Annotated in this window: 25 protein-coding genes and 2 pseudogenes; 15 read left to right on the forward strand and 12 right to left on the reverse strand. The window is 53.3% G+C overall.

Annotated elements, in window-relative coordinates; genetic code table 11:
- The first annotated feature begins 44 nt into the window (after positions 1 to 44).
- The 6 genes and pseudogenes from damX to OGV52_RS23555 form a co-directional block, all read left to right on the forward strand.
- Positions 45 to 1,331: a cell division protein DamX gene (damX, locus tag OGV52_RS10585; RefSeq protein WP_287108470.1), complete on the forward strand. Its 1,287-nt coding sequence runs from the start codon at positions 45 to 47 to the stop codon at positions 1,329 to 1,331.
- 117 nt (positions 1,332 to 1,448) lie between these two features.
- Positions 1,449 to 2,285, forward strand: a complete 837-nt coding sequence (gene dam, locus OGV52_RS10590) for an adenine-specific DNA-methyltransferase (protein ID WP_016154786.1) — start codon at positions 1,449 to 1,451, stop codon at positions 2,283 to 2,285.
- A 17-nt stretch (positions 2,286 to 2,302) separates the two neighbouring features.
- On the forward strand, positions 2,303 to 2,980 hold the full coding sequence (gene rpe / locus OGV52_RS10595; protein ID WP_003023561.1) for a ribulose-phosphate 3-epimerase: 678 nt from the start codon (positions 2,303 to 2,305) through the stop codon (positions 2,978 to 2,980).
- The gene (gene gph, locus OGV52_RS10600; RefSeq protein WP_016154785.1) at positions 2,973 to 3,731 is read left to right on the forward strand and encodes a phosphoglycolate phosphatase; all 759 of its coding nucleotides are present in this window, start codon (positions 2,973 to 2,975) and stop codon (positions 3,729 to 3,731) included. Before rpe ends, gph begins: the two co-directional genes overlap by 8 nt.
- On the forward strand, positions 3,724 to 4,728 hold the full coding sequence (gene trpS / locus OGV52_RS10605; RefSeq protein ID WP_016154784.1) for a tryptophan--tRNA ligase: 1,005 nt from the start codon (positions 3,724 to 3,726) through the stop codon (positions 4,726 to 4,728). The genes gph and trpS overlap by 8 nt, the downstream gene beginning before the upstream one ends.
- A 159-nt stretch (positions 4,729 to 4,887) precedes the next feature.
- Positions 4,888 to 4,965, forward strand: a pseudogene (locus OGV52_RS23555) (hypothetical protein); the annotation flags it as partial.
- Between the two features lie 77 nt (positions 4,966 to 5,042).
- Here OGV52_RS23555 and OGV52_RS10610 read toward each other — a convergent pair.
- The 6 genes from OGV52_RS10610 to tsgA form a co-directional block, all read right to left on the reverse strand.
- A complete protein-coding gene (locus OGV52_RS10610; protein WP_016154783.1) occupies positions 5,043 to 5,213 on the reverse strand; it encodes a YhfL family protein in 171 nt (56 codons plus the stop codon).
- 307 nt (positions 5,214 to 5,520) lie between these two features.
- Positions 5,521 to 6,894 (reverse strand): siroheme synthase CysG, encoded by a 1,374-nt coding sequence (cysG, locus tag OGV52_RS10615; RefSeq protein WP_016157628.1) that lies wholly within the window; start codon positions 6,892 to 6,894, stop codon positions 5,521 to 5,523.
- A gap of 11 nt (positions 6,895 to 6,905) precedes the next feature.
- Positions 6,906 to 7,715, reverse strand: coding sequence for a nitrite transporter NirC (gene nirC, locus OGV52_RS10620; protein WP_016154781.1), 810 nt, complete (start codon positions 7,713 to 7,715; stop codon positions 6,906 to 6,908).
- Positions 7,716 to 7,854: 139 nt separating this feature from the next.
- Positions 7,855 to 8,181 (reverse strand): nitrite reductase small subunit NirD, encoded by a 327-nt coding sequence (nirD, locus tag OGV52_RS10625; RefSeq protein ID WP_047501470.1) that lies wholly within the window; start codon positions 8,179 to 8,181, stop codon positions 7,855 to 7,857.
- On the reverse strand, positions 8,178 to 10,721 hold the full coding sequence (gene nirB / locus OGV52_RS10630; protein WP_016154779.1) for an NADPH-nitrite reductase large subunit: 2,544 nt from the start codon (positions 10,719 to 10,721) through the stop codon (positions 8,178 to 8,180). The genes nirD and nirB overlap by 4 nt, the downstream gene beginning before the upstream one ends.
- A 327-nt stretch (positions 10,722 to 11,048) precedes the next feature.
- Positions 11,049 to 12,230 (reverse strand): MFS transporter TsgA, encoded by a 1,182-nt coding sequence (gene tsgA / locus OGV52_RS10635; protein ID WP_200049479.1) that lies wholly within the window; start codon positions 12,228 to 12,230, stop codon positions 11,049 to 11,051.
- A 264-nt stretch (positions 12,231 to 12,494) separates the two neighbouring features.
- On the opposite strand from tsgA, the gene ppiA reads away from it, so the two are divergent.
- The 5 genes from ppiA (at position 12,495) to argD (ending at position 15,831) form a co-directional block, all read left to right on the forward strand.
- Positions 12,495 to 13,067, forward strand: coding sequence for a peptidylprolyl isomerase A (gene ppiA, locus OGV52_RS10640; RefSeq protein WP_003023595.1), 573 nt, complete (start codon positions 12,495 to 12,497; stop codon positions 13,065 to 13,067).
- Between the two features lie 106 nt (positions 13,068 to 13,173).
- On the forward strand, positions 13,174 to 13,341 hold the full coding sequence (ficA, locus tag OGV52_RS10645; protein WP_016157626.1) for a FicA/YhfG family antitoxin: 168 nt from the start codon (positions 13,174 to 13,176) through the stop codon (positions 13,339 to 13,341).
- A complete protein-coding gene (locus OGV52_RS10650) occupies positions 13,331 to 13,933 on the forward strand; it encodes a putative adenosine monophosphate-protein transferase Fic (RefSeq protein WP_047501472.1) in 603 nt (200 codons plus the stop codon). Before ficA ends, OGV52_RS10650 begins: the two co-directional genes overlap by 11 nt.
- A gap of 31 nt (positions 13,934 to 13,964) precedes the next feature.
- Positions 13,965 to 14,528, forward strand: coding sequence for an aminodeoxychorismate synthase component 2 (gene pabA, locus OGV52_RS10655; RefSeq protein WP_047501474.1), 564 nt, complete (start codon positions 13,965 to 13,967; stop codon positions 14,526 to 14,528).
- Between the two features lie 85 nt (positions 14,529 to 14,613).
- Positions 14,614 to 15,831: a bifunctional acetylornithine/succinyldiaminopimelate transaminase gene (gene argD / locus OGV52_RS10660; protein WP_200052031.1), complete on the forward strand. Its 1,218-nt coding sequence runs from the start codon at positions 14,614 to 14,616 to the stop codon at positions 15,829 to 15,831.
- A 42-nt stretch (positions 15,832 to 15,873) separates the two neighbouring features.
- On the opposite strand, the gene OGV52_RS10665 is transcribed toward argD, so the two are convergent.
- Both OGV52_RS10665 and crp read right to left on the reverse strand, forming a co-directional pair.
- On the reverse strand, positions 15,874 to 17,961 hold the full coding sequence (locus OGV52_RS10665) for a YccS/YhfK family putative transporter (protein ID WP_016154774.1): 2,088 nt from the start codon (positions 17,959 to 17,961) through the stop codon (positions 15,874 to 15,876).
- A gap of 51 nt (positions 17,962 to 18,012) precedes the next feature.
- Positions 18,013 to 18,645 (reverse strand): cAMP-activated global transcriptional regulator CRP, encoded by a 633-nt coding sequence (crp, locus tag OGV52_RS10670; RefSeq protein ID WP_000242758.1) that lies wholly within the window; start codon positions 18,643 to 18,645, stop codon positions 18,013 to 18,015.
- 308 nt (positions 18,646 to 18,953) lie between these two features.
- On the opposite strand from crp, the gene OGV52_RS10675 reads away from it, so the two are divergent.
- Positions 18,954 to 19,361 (forward strand): OsmC family protein, encoded by a 408-nt coding sequence (locus OGV52_RS10675; protein ID WP_016154773.1) that lies wholly within the window; start codon positions 18,954 to 18,956, stop codon positions 19,359 to 19,361.
- A gap of 93 nt (positions 19,362 to 19,454) precedes the next feature.
- Here the strand turns inward: OGV52_RS10675 and OGV52_RS10680 are convergent, their stop codons facing one another.
- From OGV52_RS10680 to OGV52_RS10695, 4 genes and pseudogenes are all read right to left on the reverse strand, one after another.
- On the reverse strand, positions 19,455 to 20,324 hold the full coding sequence (locus OGV52_RS10680; protein ID WP_003827751.1) for a phosphoribulokinase: 870 nt from the start codon (positions 20,322 to 20,324) through the stop codon (positions 19,455 to 19,457).
- A gap of 53 nt (positions 20,325 to 20,377) precedes the next feature.
- On the reverse strand, positions 20,378 to 20,596 hold the full coding sequence (locus OGV52_RS10685) for a YheU family protein (RefSeq protein WP_003023615.1): 219 nt from the start codon (positions 20,594 to 20,596) through the stop codon (positions 20,378 to 20,380).
- Positions 20,593 to 21,661: pseudogene (locus OGV52_RS10690) on the reverse strand (hydrolase). The gene OGV52_RS10685 and the pseudogene OGV52_RS10690 overlap by 4 nt, the downstream one beginning before the upstream one ends.
- A gap of 104 nt (positions 21,662 to 21,765) precedes the next feature.
- Complete coding sequence (locus OGV52_RS10695; protein WP_287108472.1) at positions 21,766 to 23,667, reverse strand: ABC transporter ATP-binding protein; 1,902 nt, start codon at positions 23,665 to 23,667, stop codon at positions 21,766 to 21,768.
- A gap of 132 nt (positions 23,668 to 23,799) precedes the next feature.
- Here OGV52_RS10695 and kefG point away from each other — a divergent pair, with 132 nt between their 5' ends.
- From kefG to OGV52_RS10710, 3 genes are read left to right on the forward strand one after another with little or no spacing between them, the layout of a single operon-like run.
- The gene (gene kefG, locus OGV52_RS10700) at positions 23,800 to 24,351 is read left to right on the forward strand and encodes a glutathione-regulated potassium-efflux system ancillary protein KefG (RefSeq protein WP_146050129.1); all 552 of its coding nucleotides are present in this window, start codon (positions 23,800 to 23,802) and stop codon (positions 24,349 to 24,351) included.
- On the forward strand, positions 24,351 to 26,156 hold the full coding sequence (gene kefB, locus OGV52_RS10705) for a glutathione-regulated potassium-efflux system protein KefB (RefSeq protein ID WP_016154769.1): 1,806 nt from the start codon (positions 24,351 to 24,353) through the stop codon (positions 26,154 to 26,156). Before kefG ends, kefB begins: the two co-directional genes overlap by 1 nt.
- Before the next feature lie 8 nt (positions 26,157 to 26,164).
- Positions 26,165 to 26,365: a YheV family putative zinc ribbon protein gene (locus tag OGV52_RS10710; protein ID WP_016154768.1), complete on the forward strand. Its 201-nt coding sequence runs from the start codon at positions 26,165 to 26,167 to the stop codon at positions 26,363 to 26,365.
- Positions 26,366 to 26,428 lie beyond the last annotated feature (63 nt).

Below are 26,428 nucleotides of genomic sequence, written 5' to 3' on the forward strand. Positions count from 1 at the left end.
TTATGTGCAAAGTCGTAAGCATTAACCTTTGAGTGGGGTGTTAAATGGATGAATTCAAACCAGAAGACGAGCTGAAACCCGATCCCAGCGATCGTCGTACTGGTCGTTCTCGTCAATCGTCTGAACGCGATAATGAGCCGCAAATCAATTTTGATGATGTTGATCTGGATGCTGACGATCGCCGTCCTGCGCGCGCACGTAAAGAGCGTGAAGAAGAACGGGACATTGAAGAAGAGTATGAGTCTGATGACGATGACGTGGATGAAGAGCGTGTAGAACGCCGTCCGCGCAAGCGTAAGAAACCCGCCAGCAAGCCTGCCTCTCGTCAGTATATGATGATGGGTGTCGGTGTCCTGGTGCTGTTGCTGCTGATCATCGGTATCGGTTCTGCGCTGAAAGCCCCCTCATCATCTCCCAGTGAGCAGGCTGGATCTGGCGAGAAGAGCATTGATCTTTCTGGCAACAACGCGACGGATCAGGCGAGCACGACTACGCCTGCAGCAGGCGCTGAGCAGACCGCTGGCAATACCCAGCAGGATGTTTCCCTACCGCCGATTTCCTCTACCCCAACTCAAGGTCAGACACCTGCGGCAACTGAAGGCCAGCAGCGTGTTGAAGTGCAGGGCGATCTGAACAACGCTCTGACGCAACCGCAAGGCCAGGAGCAGGTTAACAATGTAGTGGTTAACTCTACGCTGCCGACCGAACCTGCGACCGTTGCGCCAGTTCGTAATGGTAATGCTGTACGCCAGACTGCGAAAACGGAAACGGCTGAACGCCCTGCTGCGACACACCAGGAACGTAAACAGGCCGTTATTGAGCCGAAGAGCAAACCGCAATCTACGGTGAAAGCGACGCAGACAGAGCCGAAACCTGTTGCTCAGGCAAAACCAACTGCAACTGCGCCGACGACCACAACCAAGGCACCTGTGGTTACCGCTACGCCGAAGGCGACCGTTGAGCCGAAAGCAACCGCGACTACAACGCCTGCGCCAACTGCGACGGCAACAACGTCAACACCTGTTGCTGGTGGAGCGAAAAGTGCTGGAAATGTCGGAGCGTTAAAATCTGCGCCGTCCAGCCATTACACGCTGCAGCTCAGCAGTTCTTCTAACTACGACAACCTTAACGGTTGGGCGAAGAAAGAAAACCTGAAAAACTACGTGGTGTATCAGACGACGCGTAACGGTCAACCGTGGTATGTTCTGGTAACAGGCGTGTATGCGTCTAAAGAAGATGCGAAACGTGCAGTGTCTACGCTACCCGCCGATATTCAGGCGAAAAATCCGTGGGCAAAACCGCTGCACCAGGTTCAGGCCGATTTGAAGTAAGATAGGATATGTTCTGCAATGGTTTGCTGTTTCGCCCAATTGCGGGACAAAGACTAAAGCGCAGGATGCTGTCGGAGCTTTCTCCACAGCCGGAGAAGGTGTAATTAGTTAGTCAGCATGAAAAAAAATCGCGCTTTTTTGAAATGGGCAGGGGGAAAATACCCCCTGCTTGATGATATCAAACGGCATTTACCTCAGGGTGAATGCCTGATTGAACCTTTCGTGGGTGCCGGGTCGGTGTTTCTCAACACCGACTTTTCTCGTTATATTCTTGCCGATATCAACAGCGACCTCATCAGTCTCTATAACATCGTGAAGACACGTACCGATGAGTATGTGCAGGCTTCACGTGAGCTGTTTATGCCTGAAACTAATCAGGCTGAGGTGTACTATCGGTTCAGAGAAGAATTTAATGCCAGTCAGGATCCGTTCCGCCGTGCAGTACTGTTCTTGTATCTGAACCGATTTGGTTACAACGGATTGTGCCGTTATAACCTGCGCGGCGAGTTTAATGTACCGTTTGGTCGTTATAAAAAACCTTACTTCCCGGAAGCCGAGTTGTACCATTTTGCTGAAAAAGCGCAGAATGCGGAGTTCCATTGTCTCTCCTATGAAGAGTGCATGGACCGTGCGGATAGCAACTCTGTGGTCTATTGTGACCCGCCTTATGCACCGCTTTCGGCGACGGCAAATTTCACCGCGTATCATACCAACAGCTTTAGCCCAAAAGAGCAGGCGCATCTGGCCGAGATGGCAGAAAAGCTGGTCAGTAAGCAGATCCCGGTGTTAATTTCGAACCATGACACGCCCGATACCCGCGAATGGTACCGATCGGCGAAACATTTTCAGGTCAAAGTGCGGCGCAGCATTAGCAGCAATGGCGGCACGCGTAAAAAGGTGAACGAACTGCTGGCACTGTATAAACCAGGAGTTGTAACGCCTGCGAAGAAATAATTCTCAAGGAGAAGCGGATGAAACAGTATTTGATCGCCCCCTCAATTCTGTCGGCTGATTTTGCCCGCCTGGGTGAGGACACCGCGAGAGCGCTGACTGCCGGTGCCGATGTCGTACACTTCGATGTCATGGACAATCACTACGTACCGAACCTGACCATCGGCCCGATGGTACTTAAATCGCTGCGTAAATATGGCATTACTGCCCCGATTGACGTTCATCTGATGGTGAAACCGGTCGATCGTATTGTCCCGGACTTCGCCGCCGCCGGCGCGAGCATCATTACTTTTCACCCGGAAGCCTCCGAGCATGTCGATCGCACTTTACAGCTGATCAAAGAGCATGGCTGTAAAGCGGGCCTGGTGTTTAACCCTGCAACACCGCTGAGCTATCTGGACTACGTCATGGATAAGCTCGATGTGATCCTGCTGATGTCCGTTAACCCAGGTTTTGGCGGGCAGTCCTTTATCCCACAAACGCTGGATAAGCTGCGCGAAGTGCGTCGTCGTATTGATGAATCTGGCTACGATATCCGCCTCGAAGTGGACGGCGGCGTCAAGGTGAACAACATTGGTGAAATCGCGGCGGCGGGTGCAGATATGTTTGTCGCAGGCTCTGCTATTTTCGACCAACCAGACTACAAAAAAGTCATTGATGAAATGCGCAATGAACTGGCGAAGGTAAGTCATGGATAAGTTTCAGGATATTCGGGGCGTTGCATTTGACCTCGACGGTACGCTGGTCGACAGCGCGCCGGGATTAACCGCAGCGGTGGATATGGCGCTGTATGCGCTGGAACTGCCGATTGCCGGTGAAGAACGCGTTATCACCTGGATTGGCAACGGTGCAGATGTACTGATGGAGCGCGCGCTGGCGTGGTCGCGTCAGGAGCGCGCCACACTACGTAAGACAATGGGTAAACCGCCCGTTGATGATGATATCCCAGCCGAAGAACAGGTGCGTATTTTGCGTAAGCTGTTCGACAGATACTACGGCGATGTCGCAGAAGAGGGGACATTCCTGTTCCCTGATGTTGCCGACACGCTGGGCGCGATGCATGCGAAAGGATTGCCGCTGGGTCTGGTGACCAACAAACCGACCCCGTTTGTCGCGCCATTGCTTGAGGCGTTAGATATCGCCAAATACTTTAGCGTGGTCATCGGTGGTGACGACGTGCAGAATAAAAAACCGCATCCGGATCCGCTACTGCTGGTAGCAAGCAAGCTTGGCATCAAGCCTGAGCAATTGCTCTTCGTAGGGGATTCACGTAATGATATTCAGGCGGCAAAAGCTGCTGGCTGTCCGTCCGTTGGTCTGACTTATGGCTACAACTACGGCGAGTCGATCGCGCTGAGCCAACCCGACGTTATTTACGACCGTATTAATGAACTACTGCCCGTTCTCGGGCTTCCGCATAGCGAAAATCAGGAATCAAAAAATGACTAAGCCCATCGTTTTTAGTGGCGCACAGCCCTCAGGTGAATTGACCATTGGCAACTATATGGGTGCGCTGCGTCAGTGGGTGAGCATGCAGGATGACTACCATTGCATCTACTGCATCGTTGACCAACATGCCATCACCGTTCGTCAGGATGCTCAGCAGTTGCGTAAAGCAACGCTCGATACGCTGGCGCTGTATCTGGCATGCGGTATCGATCCTGAAAAAAGCACCATTTTCGTCCAGTCTCATGTACCGGAACACGCACAGTTAGGTTGGGCGCTGAACTGCTACACCTATTTCGGCGAGCTGAGCCGTATGACCCAGTTCAAAGACAAATCCGCACGCTATGCGGAGAACATCAACGCCGGTCTGTTTGATTATCCGGTGCTGATGGCGGCAGACATCCTGCTGTATCAGACCAACCAGGTACCGGTTGGCGAAGATCAGAAACAGCATCTGGAACTAAGCCGCGATATCGCCCAGCGCTTCAACGCCCTGTATGGCGACATCTTCAAAGTGCCTGAGCCGTTCATTCCTAAATCCGGTGCGCGCGTGATGTCGCTGCTGGAGCCGACGAAGAAAATGTCCAAGTCGGATGACAACCGCAACAACGTGATCGGCCTGCTGGAAGATCCGAAATCCGTGGTTAAGAAAATCAAACGTGCGATGACCGACTCCGAAGAGCCGCCTGTTGTACGCTACGACGTGCAGAATAAAGCGGGTGTTTCCAACCTGCTGGATATCCTCTCTGCCGTTACCGGCCAGAGCATTCCGGAGCTGGAACAACACTTTGAAGGCAAGATGTATGGTCATCTGAAAGGTGAAGTCGCAGAGGCCGTTTCCGGCATGCTGACCGAGCTTCAGGAGCGTTATCACCGTTTCCGTAACGATGAAGCTTTCCTGCAGCAGGTGATGAAAGATGGCGCTGAAAAAGCCAGCGCACGCGCGTCTGTTACGCTGAAAGCGGTTTACGAAGCGATTGGTTTTGTCGCCAAGCCGTAATGCGCTCTGCGTTGCTGAAGAAACCGGGTTCTACCCGGTTTTTTTTCGCCTGTTCGCTGGCGAATCTCAAAAAAATATGAAGCGCCTCGCCGTTTGCATATTTCCTTATATCAATCAATTTAATGAAGATATAAATATTCAATTTACTGAGAATATAAAATGCGTCGGATATTTATCAAGAGAGAGGAGGGACTGACAACCCTGGCCCGCTACCTGCTCGGCGAGAAGTGCGGTAGCGTGTGAATGAGCATCAAACCAATAAATAAAAAAACCGGGGATTTCCCGGTTTTTTTGTATCTGCGCAATCGCTTCTGTTACAGATCTGCAGCCGGGCCACAGCCACCAATAATTTTAGAAATAGAAATTGCCGGATGCAGGAAGTAATCGTAGGTGCAGTTATCTTTTTTGTTATCGACATGACCAGTACACGCGGTCAGCGTAGCCAGAACACCAGCAACGATAGTGATTTTTGCAAATTTCAGCATGTTAAAATCCTTGTAAGATATCTATTTTTAAATGGATGAAATCCATTTCTCGGCGGTTAAGATATCAACTAAAATAAACTTAAAGTAGTCCGGATTAGGACATAACAAGTTTTATATAAAATATGCTTTTAATGAATTTAAATGTTTTAAAAATACATTTAATTAATGATTGACGGTTGGGCTACTGAGGCGAGTATATAGCGTATATCGGTTATTTATTTTTATCGGAAGATAAATAAATGCCCTGAATATGAACTGTCCAACTTTATGGGGACAGTCCAATATCAGGGCATTTTTAAGCATTCAATTAATGGTTCGAGAACCAGTTCAGCTTATCGCGTAGTCCAACCACGCGGCCGACGATAATCAGCGCCGGGCTTTCAACCTGCTGCGCCAGTTCTCCGAGTTGCGAAAGCACCCCGTTAACAACGCGTTGCTTCACGGAGGTACCGTTTTCTACCAGCGCGACAGACATATCGGGTTGCATGCCGAATTCGATCAGTTTTTCCTGGATAGTCGCCGCCTGATTGAGGCCCATGTAGAACACCAGCGTCTGTTTCTCTGCTGCCAGGTTTTCCCAGTCCAGCTCACCGCCGGTTTTCAGATGCCCGGTGACCAGACGTACACTCTGGGCGTAATCACGATGGGTCAGTGGAATGCCGGAATAGGCGGAACAACCGGATGCTGCGGTAATACCTGGCACAACGGAGAATGGAATACCGGCATGGCACAGGGTTTCCAGCTCTTCGCCACCACGGCCAAAGATGAACGGGTCGCCACCTTTCAGGCGCACGACGCGTTTGCCCTGTTGCGCTTCACGCAGCAGGATCTGGTTAATTTCTTCCTGCGGTACACAGTGGTAGCCCGCGCGTTTACCGACGAACACCCGGTCGGCATCGCGGCGTACAAGGTTCATGATGTCGTCGGATACCAGACGGTCATAAACCACGACATCCGCTTGCTGGATCTGCTGTAGACCTTTCAGCGTCAGCAGCCCGGCATCGCCAGGACCGGCGCCAACCAGCACTACTTCGCCTCGATGGTCCAACGGTTCGCTGAGCAACTGCTCGGTGGTTTCCTCGACTGCTTTCTGGTCACTGTTCGCCAGCGATTGCGCCAGGCGGTCATTCACGAACAATTTTTCCCAGAAGCGGCGACGTTCACCCATGCTGGCAAACTGTTCTTTCACTCGGGCGCGTAACTTGCCTGCATATTGCGCGACCTGGCCCAGATGCTGAGGCAGCACAGATTCAAGTCTTTCACGTAGCAGACGGGCAAGCACCGGCGATGTACCGCCGGAGGAGACCGCCACCATCAGCGGCGAGCGGTCGATAATGGAGGGCATGATAAAACTGGCTGCTTTTGGCGCATCGACCACGTTGCAGAAAATACGACGTGATTCTGCGGCGGTGCTGACGCTTTGGTTGACGGCATCGTCATCGGTGGCGGCAATAGCCAGCCAGCAGGTGTCGAGCAGGGACTCGTCGAACGGTCCCTCAACCAGCGTCAGCATGCCTTCATCTGCCCATACGGTGAACTGCGGAATAAACGCCAGCGCATTAACCGTTATACGGGCGCCCGCTTCCAGCAGTAACCGCGCTTTGCGTTCTGCGACATCACCACCGCCGACGATCAAGCAGTCGCGGTCACGTAGTTGACAAAATATAGGCAAATGATCCACGACATTACCCCTTAATTATTGGCAGTAGCCTCTGGCTGGTTAATTTTTGCCGGAACAGGACGCTCCGATTTTGGCGTAGCATACCAATAACCCAATCCCATGAATACGACACCGGACAAAGTATTACCGAGTGTCACCCACAACAGGTTATGACCAATTCCTGACAGGGTATAGGCTTCGCTGTGGTGGCCGAACCAGGAGAGGGCAAACAGCGTCATGTTGGCAACCGAGTGCTCGTAACCGGAAGCGATAAACGCCAGCAGACACCACCAGATAGCGAGGAATTTTGCTGCGCCCTCGGTACGAATTGCCATCCAGATAGCCAGACAAACCAACCAGTTACACAGTGCGCCTTTAAAGAACAGCACCGTTGCTGGCGCGGTAGTTTTCGCCAACGCCACCGAATGGACGATGCTGGTATCGACCGGCAGCAGGCTACCGCCGCCCCAACTATAAAGCAGAGCGACAAACACGGATCCGACCAGATTACCCAGCCAGGTTTGCGGCAAAATAGCCCACATCTGACCGTGACTGATGGTGCCCGCTTTGACGCCGAGCGTCAGGAACATGGTGTGACCGGTAAACAGTTCCGAACCGGCAATAATGACCAGCGTTAAAGCGATACCAAAGGTTGCACCCATTACCAGAGGACGAACGGACGGGTCGAGCAGATTACCGAGGGTGAAAATAAGAATGATGCCGAGACCGACGTAGGCCCCCGCCATTGCCGAACTGACCCAGAATCCGAGCGGGTTATTAGCCGACAGGCGTGCGATGCGCGCAGCGTTAGCCGCACACTTATTGATAGTGTCTGTGAACATGTGTTGATTATCCTTGAAGTACAAACAATAAAAAGAAATCGTAACCGTAGGCCTGATAGCGCTACGCTTATCAGGTCTACAAATAAAAGACCTACAAATACGTCAAAAAAGGGGAGGCGTTGCGCCTCCCAAAAAGTTATTAACCGCGCAGTTGCACCATGCCGTCTTTCACTCGGGCTTCGTAATGTTTCACGGAGAACTGTTCGTCTTCCATGCACAGACCGTCGCTTAAGCGAAAGCGCTGTTTTTTCAGCGGGCTGGCGACCCACAATTCGCCCTGATGTTCAGCAATCAGCCCACGAGAAAGCACGCTGGATTCAAAGAATGGGTCGATGTTGCTGATCGCAAACACCTGGTCGCTGTGATACGGGCGGAAAATCGCAACTTGCTCGCTACCTAACAGGGCGCAGACGCCTGTTGCAGGCAGAATGTCATCGATTTTGCAGATGTTTTTCCACTGGCTCATGCGTTTTCCTCCACCAGAGTCACCGGGATACGCTCATAGGGCGTGGCCGGACGATGTTGTTCACGTTCAGGCACAACCTGGACATTCGGATCGCGTTGATCGCTGTTGATAAAGTGTTTGAAGCGAACCTGTGCGGATGGGGTGTTAACCGTCTCTGTCCACTCGCAGACCACCGCTTCACGCAGACGGGCCATCTCTTCTTCCAGGTGCTGGTTTAGCCCCAGTTTGTCGTCGATGATGACCGATTTCAGATATTCGATACCGCCTTCCAGGTTGTCTAACCATGGTGCGGTTCGGGTCAGTTTGTCAGCGGTACGGATGTAGAACATCATGAAACGATCAAGGTATTTGAGCAGCGTTTCGCGGTCGATATCCGCTGCCAGCAGGTCTGCATGACGAGGTTTCATCCCGCCGTTACCGCAAACGTACAAGTTCCAGCCTTTCTCAGTGGCGATGATACCCACATCTTTGCCCTGAGCTTCCGCACATTCACGGGTACAGCCGGAGACGCCGAATTTCATTTTGTGCGGGGTACGAATGCCCTTGTAGCGGTTTTCCAGCTCCACGCCGAATCCGACGCTATCGCCGACGCCATAACGGCACCAGGTACTGCCTACGCAGGTTTTCGCCATCCGCAGGGCTTTGGCGTATGCGTGACCGGTTTCAAAGCCCGCTTCAATCAGCTGACGCCAGATTTCCGGCAGGTCATCTTTTTGCGCGCCGAACAGGCCGATACGCTGAGAACCGGTGATTTTGGTATACAGGTTAAATTCACGCGCGATACGGCCCACGGCCACGAGGCCTTCAGGAGTTATTTCTCCGCCCGCGGAGCGCGGGATCACGGAGTAGGTACCGTCTTTCTGGATGTTCGCCAGGAAGTTGTCGTTAGTGTCCTGCAGCGGCGTGTGCTGTGGTTTGAGGATGTACTCATTCCAGCAGGAGGCCAGCAGGGAACCTACGGTTGGTTTACACACTTCACAGCCGTAGCCTTTCCCGTGTTTTGCCAGCAGCTCTTCGAAGGTTTTAATTCCTTCTACACGGATCAGATGGAACAGTTCCTGACGCGAGTACGGGAAGTGTTCACACAGGTTGTTGTTAACTTCGATCCCCTGTTTCGCCAGTTCAGCGTTCAGGACCTGCGTTACCAACGGGATACACCCGCCGCAGCCGGTACCAGCTTTGGTTTCAGCTTTCAGCGCCGCAACGGTGTGGCAGCCTTTGTTGATAGCGGCGATCAGCATGCCTTTGGTGACGTCGAAGCAGGAGCAAATCTGCGCGCTGTCCGGCAGTTTATCGACACCGATAGACGGCTTACCGCTGCCCGCGTGAGCTGGCAGAATCAGTGAGTCTGGGTTTTCCGGCAGTTCGATGGCGTTCAGCACCAGCTGCAGCAGGTTGCCGTAATCGCTGGTGTCACCGACTAAAACCGCCCCGAGCAGGGTTTTGTTATCTTCGCTAACGATGAGGCGTTTGTAGACTTCTTTGCTTTCGTCGAGATAGACGTAGCTACGGGCGCCCGGCGTGCGCGCATGCGCGTCGCCAATCCCGCCGACGTCAACACCAAGCAGCTTCAGCTTGGCGCTCAGATCCGCGCCTTCAAAGGCGTTTTCGGTTTCGAGAATATGGTCAACGGCAACCTGCGCCATTTTGTAGCCTGGAGCGACCAGGCCATACACGCGGTTGTTCCAACTGGCGCATTCGCCGATGGCATAGATGTCCGGATCAGAAGTCTGGCAAGTATCGTTAATCACAATACCACCGCGCGGCGCAACGTCGAGGCCGCATTGGGTGGCCAGTTTGTCGCGTGGGCGAATACCGGTAGAAAAGACGATGAAATCGACTTCCAGTTCGCTACCGTCGGCAAAACGCATGGTTTTGCGCGCTTCGGTGCCTTCCTGGACGATCTCTTTAGTGTTTTTGCTGGTGTGGACACGCACGCCCATGCTTTCAATTTTGCGACGTAACTGCTCGCCACCCATGTGATCCAGCTGTTCGGCCATCAGCATCGGGGCAAATTCAATCACGTGGGTTTCAACGCCGAGGCTTTTCAGCGCACCGGCGGCTTCCAGACCCAGCAGGCCACCGCCGACGACGGCACCGCGTTTGCTACGGCGCGCGCAAGACTCAATGGCGTTGAGGTCTTCGATGGTGCGGTAAACGAAGCAGTCTTGGGTTTCCGAACCTTTAATCGGTGGGATCCACGGATAAGAGCCTGTCGCCATGATCAGCTTATCGTAATAGACCGTACGACCCGCGCTGGAGTGGATCACCTTCTCCTGGCGGTTGATGGTGATTGCGCGCTCGCCCACTAACACCTTAACGCCATGCTTCTCGTAGAATCCTTCACGCACCAGAGAAAGTTCTTCGGCGGTGTGGTGGGAGAAGTAGGACGACAGATGGACACGGTCGTACGCTTTGCGGGGTTCTTCACAGAAGACGGTAATATCAAAATTGGCAGCGTCGGATTTATCAAGAAGATCCTCAATAAAGCGATGGCCGACCATACCATTACCGATAATAGCGAGTCTGACTTTGCTCATTTTTGCCTCGATTTCTTTTCTATTACTGCCTACCTTAACGATTCAGCAACCCCGCTTATTGATGCAAATCAAATTCGCCTTTATATACTCCTTAAGAGGTATATGGCTGATTTAACTGCATTTTTATAAGTTACGGAATTAACAGGCTTTTCGTGTTTGTATAAATAGCGTACAAATTAAGGGGTTTTTGTAAGAATTGGCCTACAGCACCAGAGAAAGAAGAGGTCGCGGGAATAGGCCGGAGGGCGTCTGCGCCTTATCCGGCCTACGAACAGCTTGTCTTGTAGGCCGGATAAGATGCGTTAGCATCGCCATCCGGCACTCAGATTAATGCGTTGCGGGTGCGTTATGCTGGCGATGACGCGTGACGAACCCAAGAATAAAGCACATCACGAATACGACCGCATACAAGCCGTTAGCCGTCTGCAATGCCGCCAGTGGACCGTTGTGCGCCACGATAGGGCCAGTGACCACGAAAGTGAGCATAGTACCGATGGTGCCACAGGTCAGAACGAAGTTAACCAGTTTAGGTGATGCGACCTTCGTCTGCTGGGAGCCGAGGGTAATGATGGTGGTATAAATCGCGCTGGAGAAGAAGCCCAACGTCAGAATGAACCACGGCATATGCTCCGGCGTACCGGTGATAAACAGATACATCAGGACGGTAGCCACACCCGCCAGTACGGTCAGGATGCGCTGCAAATCGAAGAAACGCAGGATAAAGCTAAATGCCCACATGCCAACCATGTAAGACATCCAGAAGTCGCTGACCAGTTTACCTGCGTCGTTCAGGCTCATGCCCAGACTTTTGGCGTATTCCGGCACCCAGGAGATAAAGCCCAACTGACCGAGGATGTAGCACAGCGCGGCGATCGCCAGGAACAGCACGCCAATGCCCCATTTTTCTTTTACCACAGGCGCGTCCGGTTGCTGTGCGTGTTTACCCAGCGCCGGGAATTCGCAGCCGAAGGTCAGCAGGAAAATGGCGACGTATACCAGGCCGATGCAGGCATAAACCCAATACCATTCGATGCTGCGCGCTAACAGGAATGCTGCCACCATCGGGAAAATCATGCCGGCCATGCTGAAGAAGGAGTCAGTAAACAGCAGGCGGGAACCGCGCTGGCGACCTTCGTACATCTGAGTCACCAGGAACGTACCAATCGACATGGTGATACCGCTCACCAGACCCAGTACAAACATGGCGGCTGAGAACAAGGCCAGGCTATGGCTGAGCATCAGTCCGGCGACCGCCAGAACCATCAGGATAAAGCCAAAGCGCAACTGGGTTTTCAGTGGCACAATTTCCATCAGCCATGCATTCAGAAAAATAGAGATCAGAATGCCGGCATTCAGAAAGGTGAAGGTGTTACTCATACTGGAAACGGGCAAATGGAAGTAATCTGCGATGTTTCCCATCACCATCCCGGTGACAATTACCAACGCGCCTGTCAGGGCGTAGGAGAGAAAGCTAATCCATGTGAGCTTGATGCGATTGCTGTTAGTCATGACTGGCCTGTATAGAAGTGTTAGGTGCATTGACTGCACCGTGAGCGGGCAGATTTTAGGCGCTTTAGTGATGCATTTAAATGTTTATTGGTAATTACTTGCTTCGTTACATTTTTTTATGTGATCTAGATCGCATTGAATCTTGAGGCTATAAGGTTACATTTGTTTCAAGTACGTAAAATTAAGTAAAGGGATGGCCTTGTTCTTGAAGGCTCTTTAGAATCAATTCACTTGCTTCATTTCTGCTCTTGTTAAGGAATTCTCATGCTCAAATCGACTCTGGCGGCTGTTGCAGCTGTTCTCGCTCTTTCTGCTCTCTCTCCCGCAGCACTGGCAGCAAAAGGTGACCCGCATGTCCTGCTGACAACCTCTGCCGGTAACATTGAGCTGGAGCTGAACAGTCAGAAAGCCCCGGTTTCAGTGCAAAACTTTGTCGATTATGTCAACAGCGGTTTCTATAACAACACCACGTTCCACCGCGTGATCCCTGGCTTCATGGTGCAGGGCGGCGGTTTTACCGAGCAGATGCAGCAGAAGAAACCTAACCCGCCAATCAAGAATGAAGCCGATAACGGACTGCGTAATACCCGCGGCACGATTGCCATGGCGCGTACAGCAGATAAAGACAGCGCGACCAGCCAGTTCTTTATCAACATTGCAGACAATGCGTTCCTCGATCACGGCCAGCGCGACTTTGGGTACGCGGTCTTCGGTAAAGTTGTGAAAGGTATGGATGTCGCGGATAAGATCTCTCAGGTGCAGACCCATGATGTTGGTCCTTACCAGAATGTCCCGTCAAAACCGATTGTTATCCTGTCTGCCAAAGTCCTGCCATAAACGTCTTTTGCGCGGGCAGTTCCTGTCCGCGTTCTTTCCCTTCTCTGCGTAACCTGAAATTGCCGCTTATACTTGTGGCAAGTGTCGGCTCATTCAGGGAGGTCACGTGAAAAAACTCACCGATAAACAAAAGTCCAGACTCTGGGAACAACGGCGAAATGCCAATTTCCAGGCCAGTCGGCGGCTGGAAGGCGTGGATATTCCACGGGTGACTCTGAGCACGGAAGACGCCCTGGCGCGTCTTGAAGAGTTGAGGGGGCACTATGAGCGATAAATTCGGTGATGGACGCGATCCCTATTTGTATCCGGGCCTGAATGTCATGCGTAACCGTCTGGGGATTCATCAGGCACAGCGCCTGGCGCAGGCGGCGTATGAACTGACGGCGCTGCGTGCGGCCACTATCGAATTAGGCCCGCTTAAACGGGGCTTGCCGCATCTGTGCGCCATTCATCGCCAACTGTATCGGGATATTTTTGACTGGGCGGGACATCTGCGAGAAGTGGATATTTACCAGGGCGAGACCCGCTTTTGCCATTTCGCTTATATCGAGAAAGAGGGCAATGTGTTGATGCAGGACCTGGAAGACGAGTCCTGGTTGGTGGGGTTACCGGAAGATAAGTTTGTGGATCGTCTTGCGCACTATTATTGCGAAATCAACGTGCTGCATCCGTTTCGTATTGGCAGCGGTCTGGCGCAGCGAATTTTCTTCGAACAGTTAGCGATTCATGCTGGGTATATATTGAGCTGGGATGACATTCCGGTTGAGGAGTGGAACCTGGCTAATCAGAGTGGGGCGATGGGTGACCTGTCTGCGCTTCGGGCGATATTTCGTAAAGTGGTAAGCGAAGCCCCGGAAACTGAGTAGAATAGCGCGGTTCTTATGTACCGGAGCCGCCATGATCCTGCTTATCGATAACTATGATTCTTTTACCTGGAACCTGTACCAATACTTCTGCGAACTGGGCGCTGATGTCCTTGTCAGGCGCAACGACGAACTGACGCTGGCGCAAATCGACGCGCTAAGCCCGCAAAAAATCGTAATATCCCCAGGCCCCTGCACGCCGGATGACGCTGGGATCTCATTGGATGTTATTCGTCATTTCGCGGGCAAGACACCCCTGCTGGGTGTTTGTCTGGGACATCAGGCTATGGCGCAGGCCTTTGGCGCGACAGTGGTTCGGGCAGCTCAAGTGATGCACGGTAAAACCTCGCCAATTACGCATAACGGGCAGGGTGTTTTTCAGGGGCTCGCCAACCCATTAACGGTGACGCGCTACCATTCTCTGGTGGTTGCCCCCGCGACGCTTCCTGACTGCTTTGAGGTGACGGCCTGGAGTGAAACGCAGGAGATTATGGGCATTCGTCACCGCGAGTGGGATATGGAAGGGGTGCAGTTTCACCCGGAGAGTATTCTCAGCGAGCAGGGGCATCAACTGCTGGCTAATTTCCTCAACCGGTGATTTGTGGTTGCTATTCAGTGATTTTTTATTCATATTTTGTGATTATAATTTCACTAACATTTCTGCTTAACAGGGTGGCAATGACATGGCAACTGAACAAACTGCAATTACGCGCGCGACATTCGATGAAGTGATTCTGCCGATTTATGCACCGGCTGAGTTTATCCCGGTAAAAGGAAAAGGGAGTCGAGTCTGGGATCAACAGGGCAAAGAGTATGTTGATTTCGCGGGCGGCATTGCAGTTACTGCACTAGGGCATTGCCATCCGGCCCTGGTGGAGGCGTTAAAAACCCAGGGTGAAACCCTGTGGCATACCAGCAACGTTTTCACCAATGAACCGGCGTTGCGCCTGGGCCGTAAAATCATTGATGCGACCTTCGCCGAGCGCGTGCTGTTCATGAACTCGGGTACCGAAGCTAACGAAACCGCCTTTAAGCTGGCGCGCCACTATGCCTGCGTGCGCCATAGCCCGTTCAAAACCAAAATCATTGCCTTCCACAATGCGTTTCACGGTCGTTCGCTGTTTACCGTGTCCGTCGGCGGGCAGCCAAAATACTCTGACGGTTTTGGACCAAAACCAGCGGATATCATCCATGTACCGTTTAACGATCTGCATGCGGTCAAAGCGGTGATGGACGATCACACCTGTGCGGTGGTGGTTGAGCCTATTCAGGGGGAAGGTGGCGTCACCGCGGCAACGCCGGAATTCCTGCAAGGTTTGCGTGAACTTTGCGACCAACACCAGGCGCTATTGGTATTGGATGAAGTGCAGAGCGGGATGGGCCGTACCGGCGATCTGTTTGCCTATATGCACTACGGCGTGACGCCGGATATCCTCACCAGCGCGAAGGCTCTCGGCGGCGGCTTCCCGGTGAGCGCGGTGCTGACCACCCAAGAGATTGCCTCCGCATTTCACGTGGGTTCGCACGGTTCCACTTACGGTGGCAATCCGCTGGCCTGCGCAGTTGCGGGGGCCGCGTTTGATATCATCAACACGCCGGAAGTGTTGGAAGGTATTCAGGCCAAACGTCAGACGTTTGTCCAGCATTTGCACAAGATTGATCAACAGTTCGACATTTTCAGCGAGATTCGCGGGATGGGGCTGCTGATTGGCGCCGAGCTGAAGCTGCAGTTTAAAGGCCGGGCGCGCGATTTCCTGTATGCCGCCGCGCACGAAGGAGTGATGGTACTCAACGCCGGACCGGACGTGATGCGTTTCGCGCCGTCGCTGGTAGTTGAGCAGGCGGATATCGATGAAGGGATGCAGCGTTTCGCACAAGCGGTAGCGAAAGTCGTTGCCTGATTACCTGTTGCCGGATAAGCACAGCGCATCCGGCAGTCGATCTTAACCTTTCATGTCCCGCAGACGGCGGCTCAGCCAGATTCCGTGGTGCGGTCGCTGACGCCATGCTACCGACGAAATGGTGTGCATGGTGTTCAGATGCCCCAGTATCCGTTGCAGATGCTGCTCAAGGGTGCTTAACGGACCGTGGGACAGCATCTCTGGCGCTTCGAGAATATTCACATCGCCTGAGCTTCCCGGTCCGTCATATTCCAGCCGCTGCTGACAGCGCTGGAGCGCAATTTCACAGGATTCCAGATACCGCTGCGCTAAATCCGGCGTCAGCATTGTGTGTTCCCTTGCCAGTGTGGTCATCGCGTTGATGTGCTCGACGATGAACTGGCTGTGCGTGACCCACAGTTTCATGTCCGCCAGGTAGTGCGAGTTGAATCCTGGCTCCTGCATCGCCTGGTTCAGTGAGTTGAACAACGTGTTATGCGCCTGATTGACCCGCATGCGTTGATACGCCAGCGGCGTGGCCTGCGGATCGTTACTGAGGATCAGGCGAATGGCCTCCTGATCGGCTTCTAACGCATCATGGGCGTTCTTACGCAGCAGGCCGCTCTGCCACTGCGGCCACAGCCAGAGTGTACCGCCAAAGGCGATTAAGCAGCCAATAACCGTATCGACAAACCGCGGCACGATAAACTGTTCTCCGTTCAGCGTCAGCAGTTGCAGGGTGTATACCGCCGTGACCGTAAAGCCGACGGTAGCCCAGCCGTAGTTTTTGCGCATGATCAGATAGCTACCCAGGGTAATCAGCAGCATGCCTGCCAGCGTGTAACCTTCCTGAATATGGAAGTGCAGGGTGACCCCGGCAATGACCAGTCCAACGAGCGTTCCTGCTGAACGGTGTAAAATACGTACCCGGGTTGCTCCGTAGCCATTTTGCGTGACGAACAGGATCGTCATCAAAATCCAGTAAGGCTTTGGCAGGTGTAAAGCGCTGCCCATCAGGCTGGCGATACTCAGCATGACGCTGATGCGCCCGGCATTACGTAGCGCCGGCGATTTCAACGACAGATAGTTTTTCAGGGCCGGGATCAGCGGCAACCGACGCTGCTTGTCTGCCATTAAATCTCGGGCGTACAGCGGTCGCTGGGTGCGTAGCACGCGGGCAATACGGCTGAAGTGCCAGTAGCAAAATTGTCCCACCGGATTGTCCGGATGCTGGTTGGCGATTTTCTCCAGCGTGCCAATCTGCTTGTCCATCGAGAAACGGGTCGGCAAGCGGTGATACAAAATATCATCGGCCAGTACCCGAAGGCGTTCGGCGACGGTGCGCGCATTCCAGCGAATCACCTGTTCGGCGTGGCTACGTTCGACCAGCTTTTGCACCTCTTCCGGCTGGTGGAGGCTGACGGAAATATGCTCCTGCAAGTCCAGTGCCTCCTGAAAGGCACGCAGCAGGCGCTTGTAATCGTTGTTGCGATGCGCCGACAGCATATGCATTTGCTGGTAGCACTGGGTAATCAGATCCACCGCTTTCTGCTGGCGAACCAGCAGGGGAGGTAGCGCTTTTTCCGGATCGGCATGCTGGGTCAGCAGGCTGTACTTGGCCTCACAGTAATCGGCTAATTCACGGTACAACAAGCTGAGCGATTCACGGAGCGGCTGCTCGCGCCACATCCAGAACCAGAACCAGTTGAACAGGCCGTACCATAACGTGCCCAGCGCATAGATCAGCAACGGTTCCCAGACGGGCATGTTCCCGACCAGGCTTAGCGTGAAAATCGCGGCGATAAGTGAGGCCGGTAACAGTCGGGCATGCAGAGGGCTGAGCTCGGCGGTTACGCCAAGAATCAGCGTCAGTCCGGTGAGGATAAGCGGCAGCGGTATGGCCTGTGCCAGCAGCAACTGCATGATCAGACTGCAACCGGCAAACAAAGACGCGCCAATAGCTAAACGTTTGAAAAAGCGCTTATGCGGGGTATCAAGACCAGCAATGTTGCAGCAGGCAGGGACCAGGGAGAAGAGGAGTCCCAGATGAAGCTGACCGATGATCAGACCAACAGCCACAGGTAAACATAGCACCAGCGTCTGCCGTAGTGCGTAGTTGATCTCTGGGTGGTATATCAGTCTTCGCCACATCGGTGTAAACAAAAGTGGCGCATCACTGAGTAACGCGCCACTTCGATGGGGTTAACGGGTGCCGTAGACGACGATGGTCTTACCGTGTGCGGAGATCAGGTTTTGATCTTCCAGCATCTTCAGAATACGACCAACGGTCTCACGGGAGCAGCCAACGATCTGGCCGATTTCCTGACGGGTGATTTTAATCTGCATGCCGTCCGGGTGGGTCATCGCATCAGGCTGTTTCGCCAGATTCAGCAGAGTCTGCGCGATACGACCCGTTACGTCGAGGAAGGCAAGGTTGCCGACTTTTTCAGACGTGACCTGCAGGCGACGAGCCATCTGTGAAGACAGGCGCATCAGAATATCCGGGTTGACCTGGATTAATTGGCGAAATTTTTTGTAGGAAATTTCAGCGACTTCACATGCGGTTTTGGCACGTACCCAGGCGCTACGTTCCTGACCTTCTTCGAAGAGGCCTAATTCACCAATAAAATCGCCCTGATTCAGATAAGAAAGGATCATTTCTTTCCCTTCTTCATCTTTGATCAGCACTGCCACTGAGCCTTTAACGATGTAATACAACGTTTCCGCTTTTTCACCCTGGTGAATCAGCGTGCTCTTCGATGGGTACTTATGAATATGGCAATGAGACAAGAACCATTCGAGAGTCGGGTCTGTTTGCGGTTTGCCAAGCACCATGCGCGGTTATCCTCTGTTATAAGCTGTCTCCAGAGCCAGAAAACGACGCTGCCTCTGGGTTTGCAAAAATATGCTTCCCGCTACCTGGGAAAGGGGCTGTCAAAAATTAACTGCAGCCTGTAATGTGATGTCCTCTGCATACATGCAGTACGTCAATGTATTACTGTAGCATCCTGACTGTTTTAGCATAGCTTTCGCCGTGTGTCTCCTGGTGTCTCGCTTCAGCATGACGCAGGTCGCCTTCCGTTGCGAGAATTGTTATGTACGCGTAATCTGTCAGGAAAATTGAAACATTGGAGTTACGAAATATGCAAGCGCGTGTAAAGTGGGTTGAGGGGTTAACCTTCCTCGGTGAGTCCGCCTCTGGTCACCAAATTTTGATGGACGGTAACTCCGGTGATAAAGCGCCGAGCCCGATGGAAATGGTATTAATGGCTGCGGGCGGTTGCAGTGCAATTGATGTGGTTTCGATCCTGCAAAAAGGCCGTCAGGATGTGACCAACTGCGAAGTGAAACTGACCTCAGAGCGTCGTGATGAAGCGCCGCGCCTGTTTACCCACATTAACCTGCATTTCATCGTAACGGGTAACGATCTGAAAGATGCGTCCGTTTCGCGCGCAGTCGATCTCTCTGCGGAAAAATATTGCTCTGTGGCGCTGATGCTGGAAAAGGCGGTGAACATTACCCACTCCTATGAAGTGGTTGCTGCTTCGTGATGTGATGCCTGATGGCGTTTCACTTATCAGGCCTACAGGATATAAACGCGTAGGCCGGATAAGGCATCAGCCGCCATCCGGCAAAATAACACCTTACTCTATCTTTTTGCCTTCCATCAGTCGCTGGACCAGCGGCAGCATAATCAATTCCATCGCCAGACCCATTTTCCCGCCCGGAACAACCAACGTATTGATATGGGAAATGAATGATCCCTGCAGCATGGCCAGTAGCCACGGAAAGTCGATCCCTTCCAGGTTCCGAAAATGAATCACGACAAAGCTTTCATCCAGTGATGGAATACTTTTGGCGGCAAAGGGGTTGGAGGTATCAACGGTCGGTACGCGCTGGAAGTTAATATGCGTACGGGAAAACTGCGGCGTAATGTAATTGATATAATCGTCCATTGAGCGCACCACCGAGTCCATCACCGCTTCGCGCGAGTGTCCCCGCTCGCTGGTATCGCGGGTCAGCTTCTGAATCCATTCCAGGTTCACGATCGGCACTACGCCAACCAGCAGATCGACATGCCGGGCCACGTTTTGCTGTGGGGTTACGACGCCGCCGTGCAGTCCTTCATAGAACAGGACATCCGTCGGTTCAGGCAGCGGCTGCCAGGGCGTAAATGTACCCGGAACCTGATTCCACGGTACGGCCTCATCGTAAGTGTGCAGATATTTTCGCGACTGACCTTTGCCCGTCTGGCCGTATTCGATGAAGGTTTGCTCCAGCAGACCGAAGTCATTAGCTTCGGGGCCGAAATAGCTGATATGCCGCCCGGCATCGCGCGCTTTGCGAATCGCCATGTCCATTTCCGGACGGGTATAACGATGAAAACTGTCACCTTCCACCTCGGCGGCGCGCAGATTTAACTGCGCGAAAATTTTACGAAACGCGAGGCTGGTGGTGGTGGTCCCCGCGCCGCTGGACCCTGTTACCGCAATCACCGGATGTTTGGCAGACATAACAACTCCATGAATAGGTTGAATTTTTATTATAGTCGGCCGTCGGCTACGGATTACTCGTGAATCTGCTTCCTCGGCATAATGTTGACCGTTTCATGCAGTTCGGACCATACCAGCACGGCTTCACCAGATTGTAGTTGGCGTTTGACGTCGGCGACTTTTTGTTCGAGCGAGCGTTCATGTTCACCATAATCGGTGCCTTCGCGCAAGACAAAGCTTTCAATCAGATTGTCCAGCGCGTCCGGGGAGATGTCTTGCCAGGGGATGATCATGATGATGCCTCCAGATACGTTGTCAGCCAGTCCGGGATTCTGGATTCCAGCCACATCTCAGGACGGCGCACCGTGCCGCCAATGAATCCGACGTGGCCGCCGTGTTCCGTCAGTTGATACTCTACCTGTGAGGGCAGATTTTCTGGTTTAGGGATCACGTGATGATCCATAAACGGATCGTCCTTGGCATGGATAATCAGCGTGGGTTTGGCAATCTGGTTGAGCAACGGCATAGCGCTACACTGACGGTAATAGTCTATAGCATCGGCGAAACCGTGGATTTTTGCGGTGATCAGATCGTCAAAATCGCGAATGCGACGCAGAGATTTCAACTGGCCCAGACTCACCGGCAGCGAGCCTGGATATGCCTCTAGCTTGCGCGAGGCATTGGCTTTCAACAGGTTTAGCAGGTAGCGCTGATAGACCCGGGAGAATCCCTTGTCCATATGGTAACTACAGGCTTCCAGCACGAAAGGCGCGGAAACGATAACCGCGGCATCAATTGGAATCTCAGTACCTTCTTTTGCCAGCAGGCAGGCCAGCATGTTTCCACCGAGCGAATAGCCTACCGCCGCGGTCGGCACGCGACCGAACTCACGTGCCAGCCAGTGTAAAAACCAGGTGCCATCTTCTGTTTCACCGGAGTGATAAATACGGTTCAGACGATTGGGTTCGCCGCTGCAGCCGCGAAAATGCATCACCACGCCCAGCCAGCCGCGCTTTTGCGCTGCTTCAATCAGGCCATGTGCGTACGGGCTGTTCAGACTGCCTTCCAGACCGTGAAAAACCACCAGGCGCGGTTTATGTTTCGCCTGTTGCGGGTCTTCACTCCATGCCAGATCGACAAAATCACCGTCGGGCAATTCCAGACGCTGCCAGTGGGCGTCGAATTTCACCTTGCGGCGAATTAAACGCGGTAGCATCGTCTGCAGATGGCGGTTACTGATACCGCGCATCGGACGGAATTCTCGTGAATCGTCGGTATGTGGAGTTATTTCTGTGGACGTGATTTCAACCATAACACCAGAGCAATTAATAATCGGAAAGAATAACTATACCGCGCACAGCGCGTGCGGGTTAGCCAATATGTGATTTTGTCGCGAGTCAGTCAGCAGGCAATCATCGGCTATAGTGCCGGATGGCGGCTTCGCCTTATCCGGCACTCATGATTACTCGGCCAGCATCTGCTCAAGCAGTTCCTGAGCCTCCAGCCAGGCCATCTCGCACTCTTCCAGTCCGGATTTCGCACTGGCCTGCTGCTGCAAGCATGCCGTGAGTTCGGCTTTGCGGCTTTGGTCGTACAGCTCGCTATCGCCGAGTTTTTCTTCCGCCTGCGCCAACTGTGCGTGCAGTTTCTCCATCTCTTTTTCCAGACGGGTAATCTCTTTACGTAGCGGTTGCGTCAGGGTGCGTAGTTCAGCTTCGCGACGCTTCTGGTCTTTACGTGCCTGGGCGCTGTTAACGCTCTCTTTTGCCGGTTCGTCGCTCTGGTTTTCCTGTTTTTGCACATCGCTCAGCCACTGCTGATAATCCTCAAGATCGCCATCAAACGGCTCGACTTTCTTGTCGTGCACCAGATAGAGGTCATCGGTAGTGGAGCGAATCAGGTGACGGTCGTGCGAGACCACAACCAGCGCGCCTTCGAAATCGATCAGCGCTTCGGTCAGCGCCTGACGCATATCCAAATCCAGGTGGTTGGTCGGTTCATCAAGCAGCAGCAGGTTCGGGCGCTGCCAGACGATCAATGCCAGCACCAGACGCGCTTTTTCACCTCCGGAGAAGCGGCGAGTCTCTTCGCTGACTTTATCGCCCTGGAAGCCGAATCCGCCGAGGTAGTCTCGCAGTTTCTGCTCCAGCTCCTGCGGCGCCATGCGCGCCAGGTGCTGAATAGGTGATTCATCGGCGCGTAAAAACTCCAGCTGGTGCTGTGCGAAGTAACCCAGCTTGATGCCTTTTGCCAGGCCAATCTCGCCGCTGATGGGGGCCAGTTCGCCGGCCAGCAGCTTAATCAGCGTAGATTTACCCGCGCCGTTGCGTCCGAGCAGGCCGATGCGAGACCCTGGCACCAGATTCAGTTTGATCGAATCGAGAATGACGCGGTCGCCGTAGCCGGCGCTGACCTTTTCCATCTTTAACAGCGGGTTCGGCAGGCTTTCCGGCTCGCGGAAGCTGAAGTGGAACGGGTTGTCCACGTGCGCAGGGGCAATCAGCTCCATGCGTTCCAGCATTTTGATACGGCTCTGCGCCTGCTTTGCTTTGGTGGCTTTGGCGCGGAAACGATCGATATAGCTTTGCAGATGCGCCACGCGCTCCTGCTGGCTTTCGTACATTGCCTGTTGCTGTGCGAGGCGGGTCGCACGCTGGATTTCAAACGCGCTGTAGTTGCCGGTGTACTCGAACATCGTTTGCTGTTCGATATGAATAATTTTATCCACCACCGGGTCGAGGAAGTCGCGGTCGTGGGAGATCAAAATCAGCGTGCCCTGATAGCTTTTCAGCCATCTTTCCAGCCAGATCACCGCGTCGAGATCGAGGTGGTTGGTCGGTTCATCGAGCAGCAGCAGGTCTGAACGGCAAATCAGCGCCTGAGCCAGGTTGAGACGCATACGCCAGCCACCGGAGAAATCGCTGACGGGACGTTCAAGCTGTTCGTTGGAGAAGCCGAGGCCATGCAGCAGGCTGGCGGCGCGTGAGCGCACGGTCCAGGCGTCGATGGCATCCAGCTTGCCATGGACGGTGGCAATGGCATGTCCATCGTTACGTTCGTTGGCATCGTTCAACTGTGCTTCCAGTTGACGATACTCGCGGTCGCCGTCAATCACATACTCCAACGCCGGCTGTGGCAACGCAGGCGTTTCCTGATTAACCCACGCGAGCTGCCAGTTTCCCGGATAAGTAAATCCTCCGGCGTCGGCGCTAAGTTCATTTTTCAGCAATGCCAGCAGGGTAGATTTACCGCAGCCATTTTTACCTACCAGGCCAACTTTCTGCCCTGGATTAATGGTGGCCGTGGCATTTTCCAGCAAGACGCGCACGCCGCGACGAATTTGTAACGATGAGAAAACAATCATAAGGCGCCGTATGTTCAGACTATGTTAATTTATCATTATGATAATGTAATGTGTGGGCCATTTGCCGCACCGAGGCGCAATGGTAGCCCAAAACGTCGAAAATAGACAAAAGACAAAACCGGGAGGGGGATGATGTTCCAGCCAGCGAAAGTCTTGCTGCTGTATGCCCATCCGGAATCTCAGGACTCGGTCGCTAACCGGGTACTGCTTAAACCGGCCATGCAGCTCAGCAATGTTACCGTGCACGACCTGTACGCGCACTATCCTGACTTTTTTATCGACATTCCGCATGAGCAGGCGCTGCTGCGCGAGCATGATGTGATTGTTTTTCAGCATCCGCTCTACACCTATAGCTGCCCGGCGTTGTTAAAGGAGTGGCTTGACCGCGTACTGAGCCGAGGATTTGCCAGCGGCCCCGGGGGGAATCAACTGGCGGGAAAGTACTGGCGGAGCGTTATCACTACCGGCGAGCCGGAAAGCGCCTACCGCTACGACGCGCTAAACCGTTATCCAATGAGCGATGTACTGCGCCCTTTTGAGCTAACGGCCGGTATGTGCCGCATGCACTGGATGAGCCCTATCATTGTCTACTGGGCCAGACGGCAAACGAAACAGGAGCTGGACAGCCATGCGAAAGCGTATGGTGACTGGCTGACGAATCCGATCCCTGTGGGAGGCCGCTGATGGAAGGTTCTGATTTATTGACTGCCGGCGTGTTGTTCCTCTTCGCGGCGGTGGCTGCCGTTCCTCTGGCCTCAAAACTGGGTATCGGTCCGGTGCTGGGTTACTTGCTGGCGGGGATTGCTATCGGCCCATGGGGATTAGGGTTCATCAGCGATGTGGATGAAATCTTACACTTTTCCGAACTGGGCGTAGTTTTTCTGATGTTCATCATTGGGCTGGAACTTAATCCAGCCAAACTGTGGCAATTGCGGCGTTCAATTTTTGGCGTCGGCGCCGCGCAGGTGATGCTAAGCGCGGTCGTGCTGGCAGGGCTACTGATGCTTACAGCGTTCTCCTGGCAGGCGGCAGTGGTTGGCGGCATTGGTCTGGCGATGTCATCCACCGCTATGGCGCTACAGTTGATGCGCGAAAAAGGCATGAATCGCAGTGAATCCGGACAGCTGGGCTTTTCGGTGCTGCTGTTTCAGGATCTGGCGGTGATCCCCGCGTTGGCGCTGGTTCCGCTGCTGGCGGGGTCTGCTGACGAACATTTTGACTGGATCAAAGTGGGGATGAAGGTGCTGGCCTTTGCCGGCATGCTGATTGGCGGGCGCTATTTGCTGCGTCCGGTTTTCCGCTTTATTGCGGATTCTGGCGTGCGGGAAGTGTTCACCGCCGCCACGCTGCTGTTAGTGCTGGGTTCTGCTTTATTTATGGATGCGCTGGGTCTGTCGATGGCGCTGGGGACCTTTATAGCGGGCGTTCTGCTGGCGGAAAGCGAATACCGACATGAGCTGGAAACGGCAATCGATCCGTTTAAAGGCCTGTTGCTTGGCCTGTTTTTTATCTCCGTAGGTATGTCGCTTAACCTTGGCGTGCTCTATACCCATATTTTATGGGTGGCGGCGAGCGTGATGGTGCTGGTGGTCGTAAAAATGCTGGTGCTGTATGTACTGGCGCGTCTTAACGGCATGAGAAGCTCAGAACGGATGCAGTTTGCCGGGGTTTTAAGTCAGGGCGGTGAATTCGCTTTCGTGCTGTTTTCAACGGCCTCTTCCCAACGGCTGTTCCAGGGTGACCAAATGGCGCTGTTGTTGGTGACCGTCACGCTGTCGATGATGACCACGCCGCTGGTGATGAAGTTGATTGATAAATGGCTCTCCCGCCAGTTTAATGGCACGGATGAAGAAGATGAAAAACCCTGGGTGGAAGATGATAAACCGCAGGTAATTGTGGTGGGTTTCGGGCGCTTTGGTCAGGTTATTGGTCGTCTGTTGATGGCCAATAAAATGCGTATTACCGTCCTGGAAAGAGATATCAGCGCAGTGAATCTAATGCGCAAATATGGCTATAAGGTCTATTACGGTGATGCCACGCAGGTGGATCTGTTGCGTTCCGCGGGTGCAGAAGCCGCACAGTCTATTGTTATTACCTGTAATGAACCTGAAGACACTATGAAGCTGGTGGAGCTGTGCCAACAGTATTTTCCGCATTTGCATATTCTTGCGCGTGCGCGCGGACGTGTAGAGGCGCATGAGTTATTACAGGCTGGTGTGACGCAGTTTTCCCGCGAAACGTTTTCCAGTGCGCTGGAGTTAGGGCGAAAAACGCTGGTTACGCTAGGGATGCATCCGCACCAGGCTCAGCGCGCTCAGCTGCATTTTCGGCGGCTGGATATGCGCATGTTGCGGGAACTGATCCCCATGCACACGGATACGGTACAAATCTCCCGAGCCAGGGAAGCCCGGCGCGAGCTTGAGGAGATTTTCCAACGAGAGATGCAGCAAGAGCGACGTCAACTGGATGGCTGGGATGAATTTGAGTAGAGGTAACCATGGCAATTCGTAAACGTTTTATCGCAGGCGCAAAATGTCCGTCCTGCCAGGCGCAGGATACGCTGGCGATGTGGCGCGAAAATAATATCGATATTGTTGAGTGTGTTAAGTGCGGTCATCAGATGCGGGAAGCGGATAAAGAGGCGCGCGAGCACGTTCGCAAAGAAGAGCAAGTGATCGGGATTTTTCATCCGGACTAGCGATATGGCGCAGCTTTTTTTAAGCTAGAGGGTACACGGGTGCAGAATTCCGCTACAATCTGC

Source organism: Citrobacter sp. Cb041 (genome assembly GCF_030336655.1).
GTDB lineage: Bacteria > Pseudomonadota > Gammaproteobacteria > Enterobacterales > Enterobacteriaceae > Citrobacter > Citrobacter braakii.

Bases quoted from the DNA above. Each gene is read 5' to 3' on its own strand.
- damX (WP_287108470.1), top strand. From the start codon at position 45: ATGGATGAATTCAAACCAGAAGACGAGCTGAAACCCGATCCCAGCGAT.
- dam (WP_016154786.1), top strand. From the start codon at position 1,449: ATGAAAAAAAATCGCGCTTTTTTGAAATGGGCAGGGGGAAAATACCCC.
- rpe (WP_003023561.1), top strand. From the start codon at position 2,303: ATGAAACAGTATTTGATCGCCCCCTCAATTCTGTCGGCTGATTTTGCC.
- gph (WP_016154785.1), top strand. From the start codon at position 2,973: ATGGATAAGTTTCAGGATATTCGGGGCGTTGCATTTGACCTCGACGGT.
- trpS (WP_016154784.1), top strand. From the start codon at position 3,724: ATGACTAAGCCCATCGTTTTTAGTGGCGCACAGCCCTCAGGTGAATTG.
- OGV52_RS10610 (WP_016154783.1), bottom strand. From the start codon at position 5,213: ATGCTGAAATTTGCAAAAATCACTATCGTTGCTGGTGTTCTGGCTACG.
- nirC (WP_016154781.1), bottom strand. From the start codon at position 7,715: ATGTTCACAGACACTATCAATAAGTGTGCGGCTAACGCTGCGCGCATC.
- nirD (WP_047501470.1), bottom strand. From the start codon at position 8,181: ATGAGCCAGTGGAAAAACATCTGCAAAATCGATGACATTCTGCCTGCA.
- nirB (WP_016154779.1), bottom strand. From the start codon at position 10,721: ATGAGCAAAGTCAGACTCGCTATTATCGGTAATGGTATGGTCGGCCAT.
- tsgA (WP_200049479.1), bottom strand. From the start codon at position 12,230: ATGACTAACAGCAATCGCATCAAGCTCACATGGATTAGCTTTCTCTCC.
- ppiA (WP_003023595.1), top strand. From the start codon at position 12,495: ATGCTCAAATCGACTCTGGCGGCTGTTGCAGCTGTTCTCGCTCTTTCT.
- OGV52_RS10650 (WP_047501472.1), top strand. From the start codon at position 13,331: ATGAGCGATAAATTCGGTGATGGACGCGATCCCTATTTGTATCCGGGC.
- pabA (WP_047501474.1), top strand. From the start codon at position 13,965: ATGATCCTGCTTATCGATAACTATGATTCTTTTACCTGGAACCTGTAC.
- argD (WP_200052031.1), top strand. From the start codon at position 14,614: ATGGCAACTGAACAAACTGCAATTACGCGCGCGACATTCGATGAAGTG.
- OGV52_RS10665 (WP_016154774.1), bottom strand. From the start codon at position 17,961: ATGTGGCGAAGACTGATATACCACCCAGAGATCAACTACGCACTACGG.
- crp (WP_000242758.1), bottom strand. From the start codon at position 18,645: ATGGTGCTTGGCAAACCGCAAACAGACCCGACTCTCGAATGGTTCTTG.
- OGV52_RS10675 (WP_016154773.1), top strand. From the start codon at position 18,954: ATGCAAGCGCGTGTAAAGTGGGTTGAGGGGTTAACCTTCCTCGGTGAG.
- OGV52_RS10680 (WP_003827751.1), bottom strand. From the start codon at position 20,324: ATGTCTGCCAAACATCCGGTGATTGCGGTAACAGGGTCCAGCGGCGCG.
- OGV52_RS10685 (WP_003023615.1), bottom strand. From the start codon at position 20,596: ATGATCATCCCCTGGCAAGACATCTCCCCGGACGCGCTGGACAATCTG.
- OGV52_RS10695 (WP_287108472.1), bottom strand. From the start codon at position 23,667: ATGATTGTTTTCTCATCGTTACAAATTCGTCGCGGCGTGCGCGTCTTG.
- kefG (WP_146050129.1), top strand. From the start codon at position 23,800: ATGTTCCAGCCAGCGAAAGTCTTGCTGCTGTATGCCCATCCGGAATCT.
- kefB (WP_016154769.1), top strand. From the start codon at position 24,351: ATGGAAGGTTCTGATTTATTGACTGCCGGCGTGTTGTTCCTCTTCGCG.
- OGV52_RS10710 (WP_016154768.1), top strand. From the start codon at position 26,165: ATGGCAATTCGTAAACGTTTTATCGCAGGCGCAAAATGTCCGTCCTGC.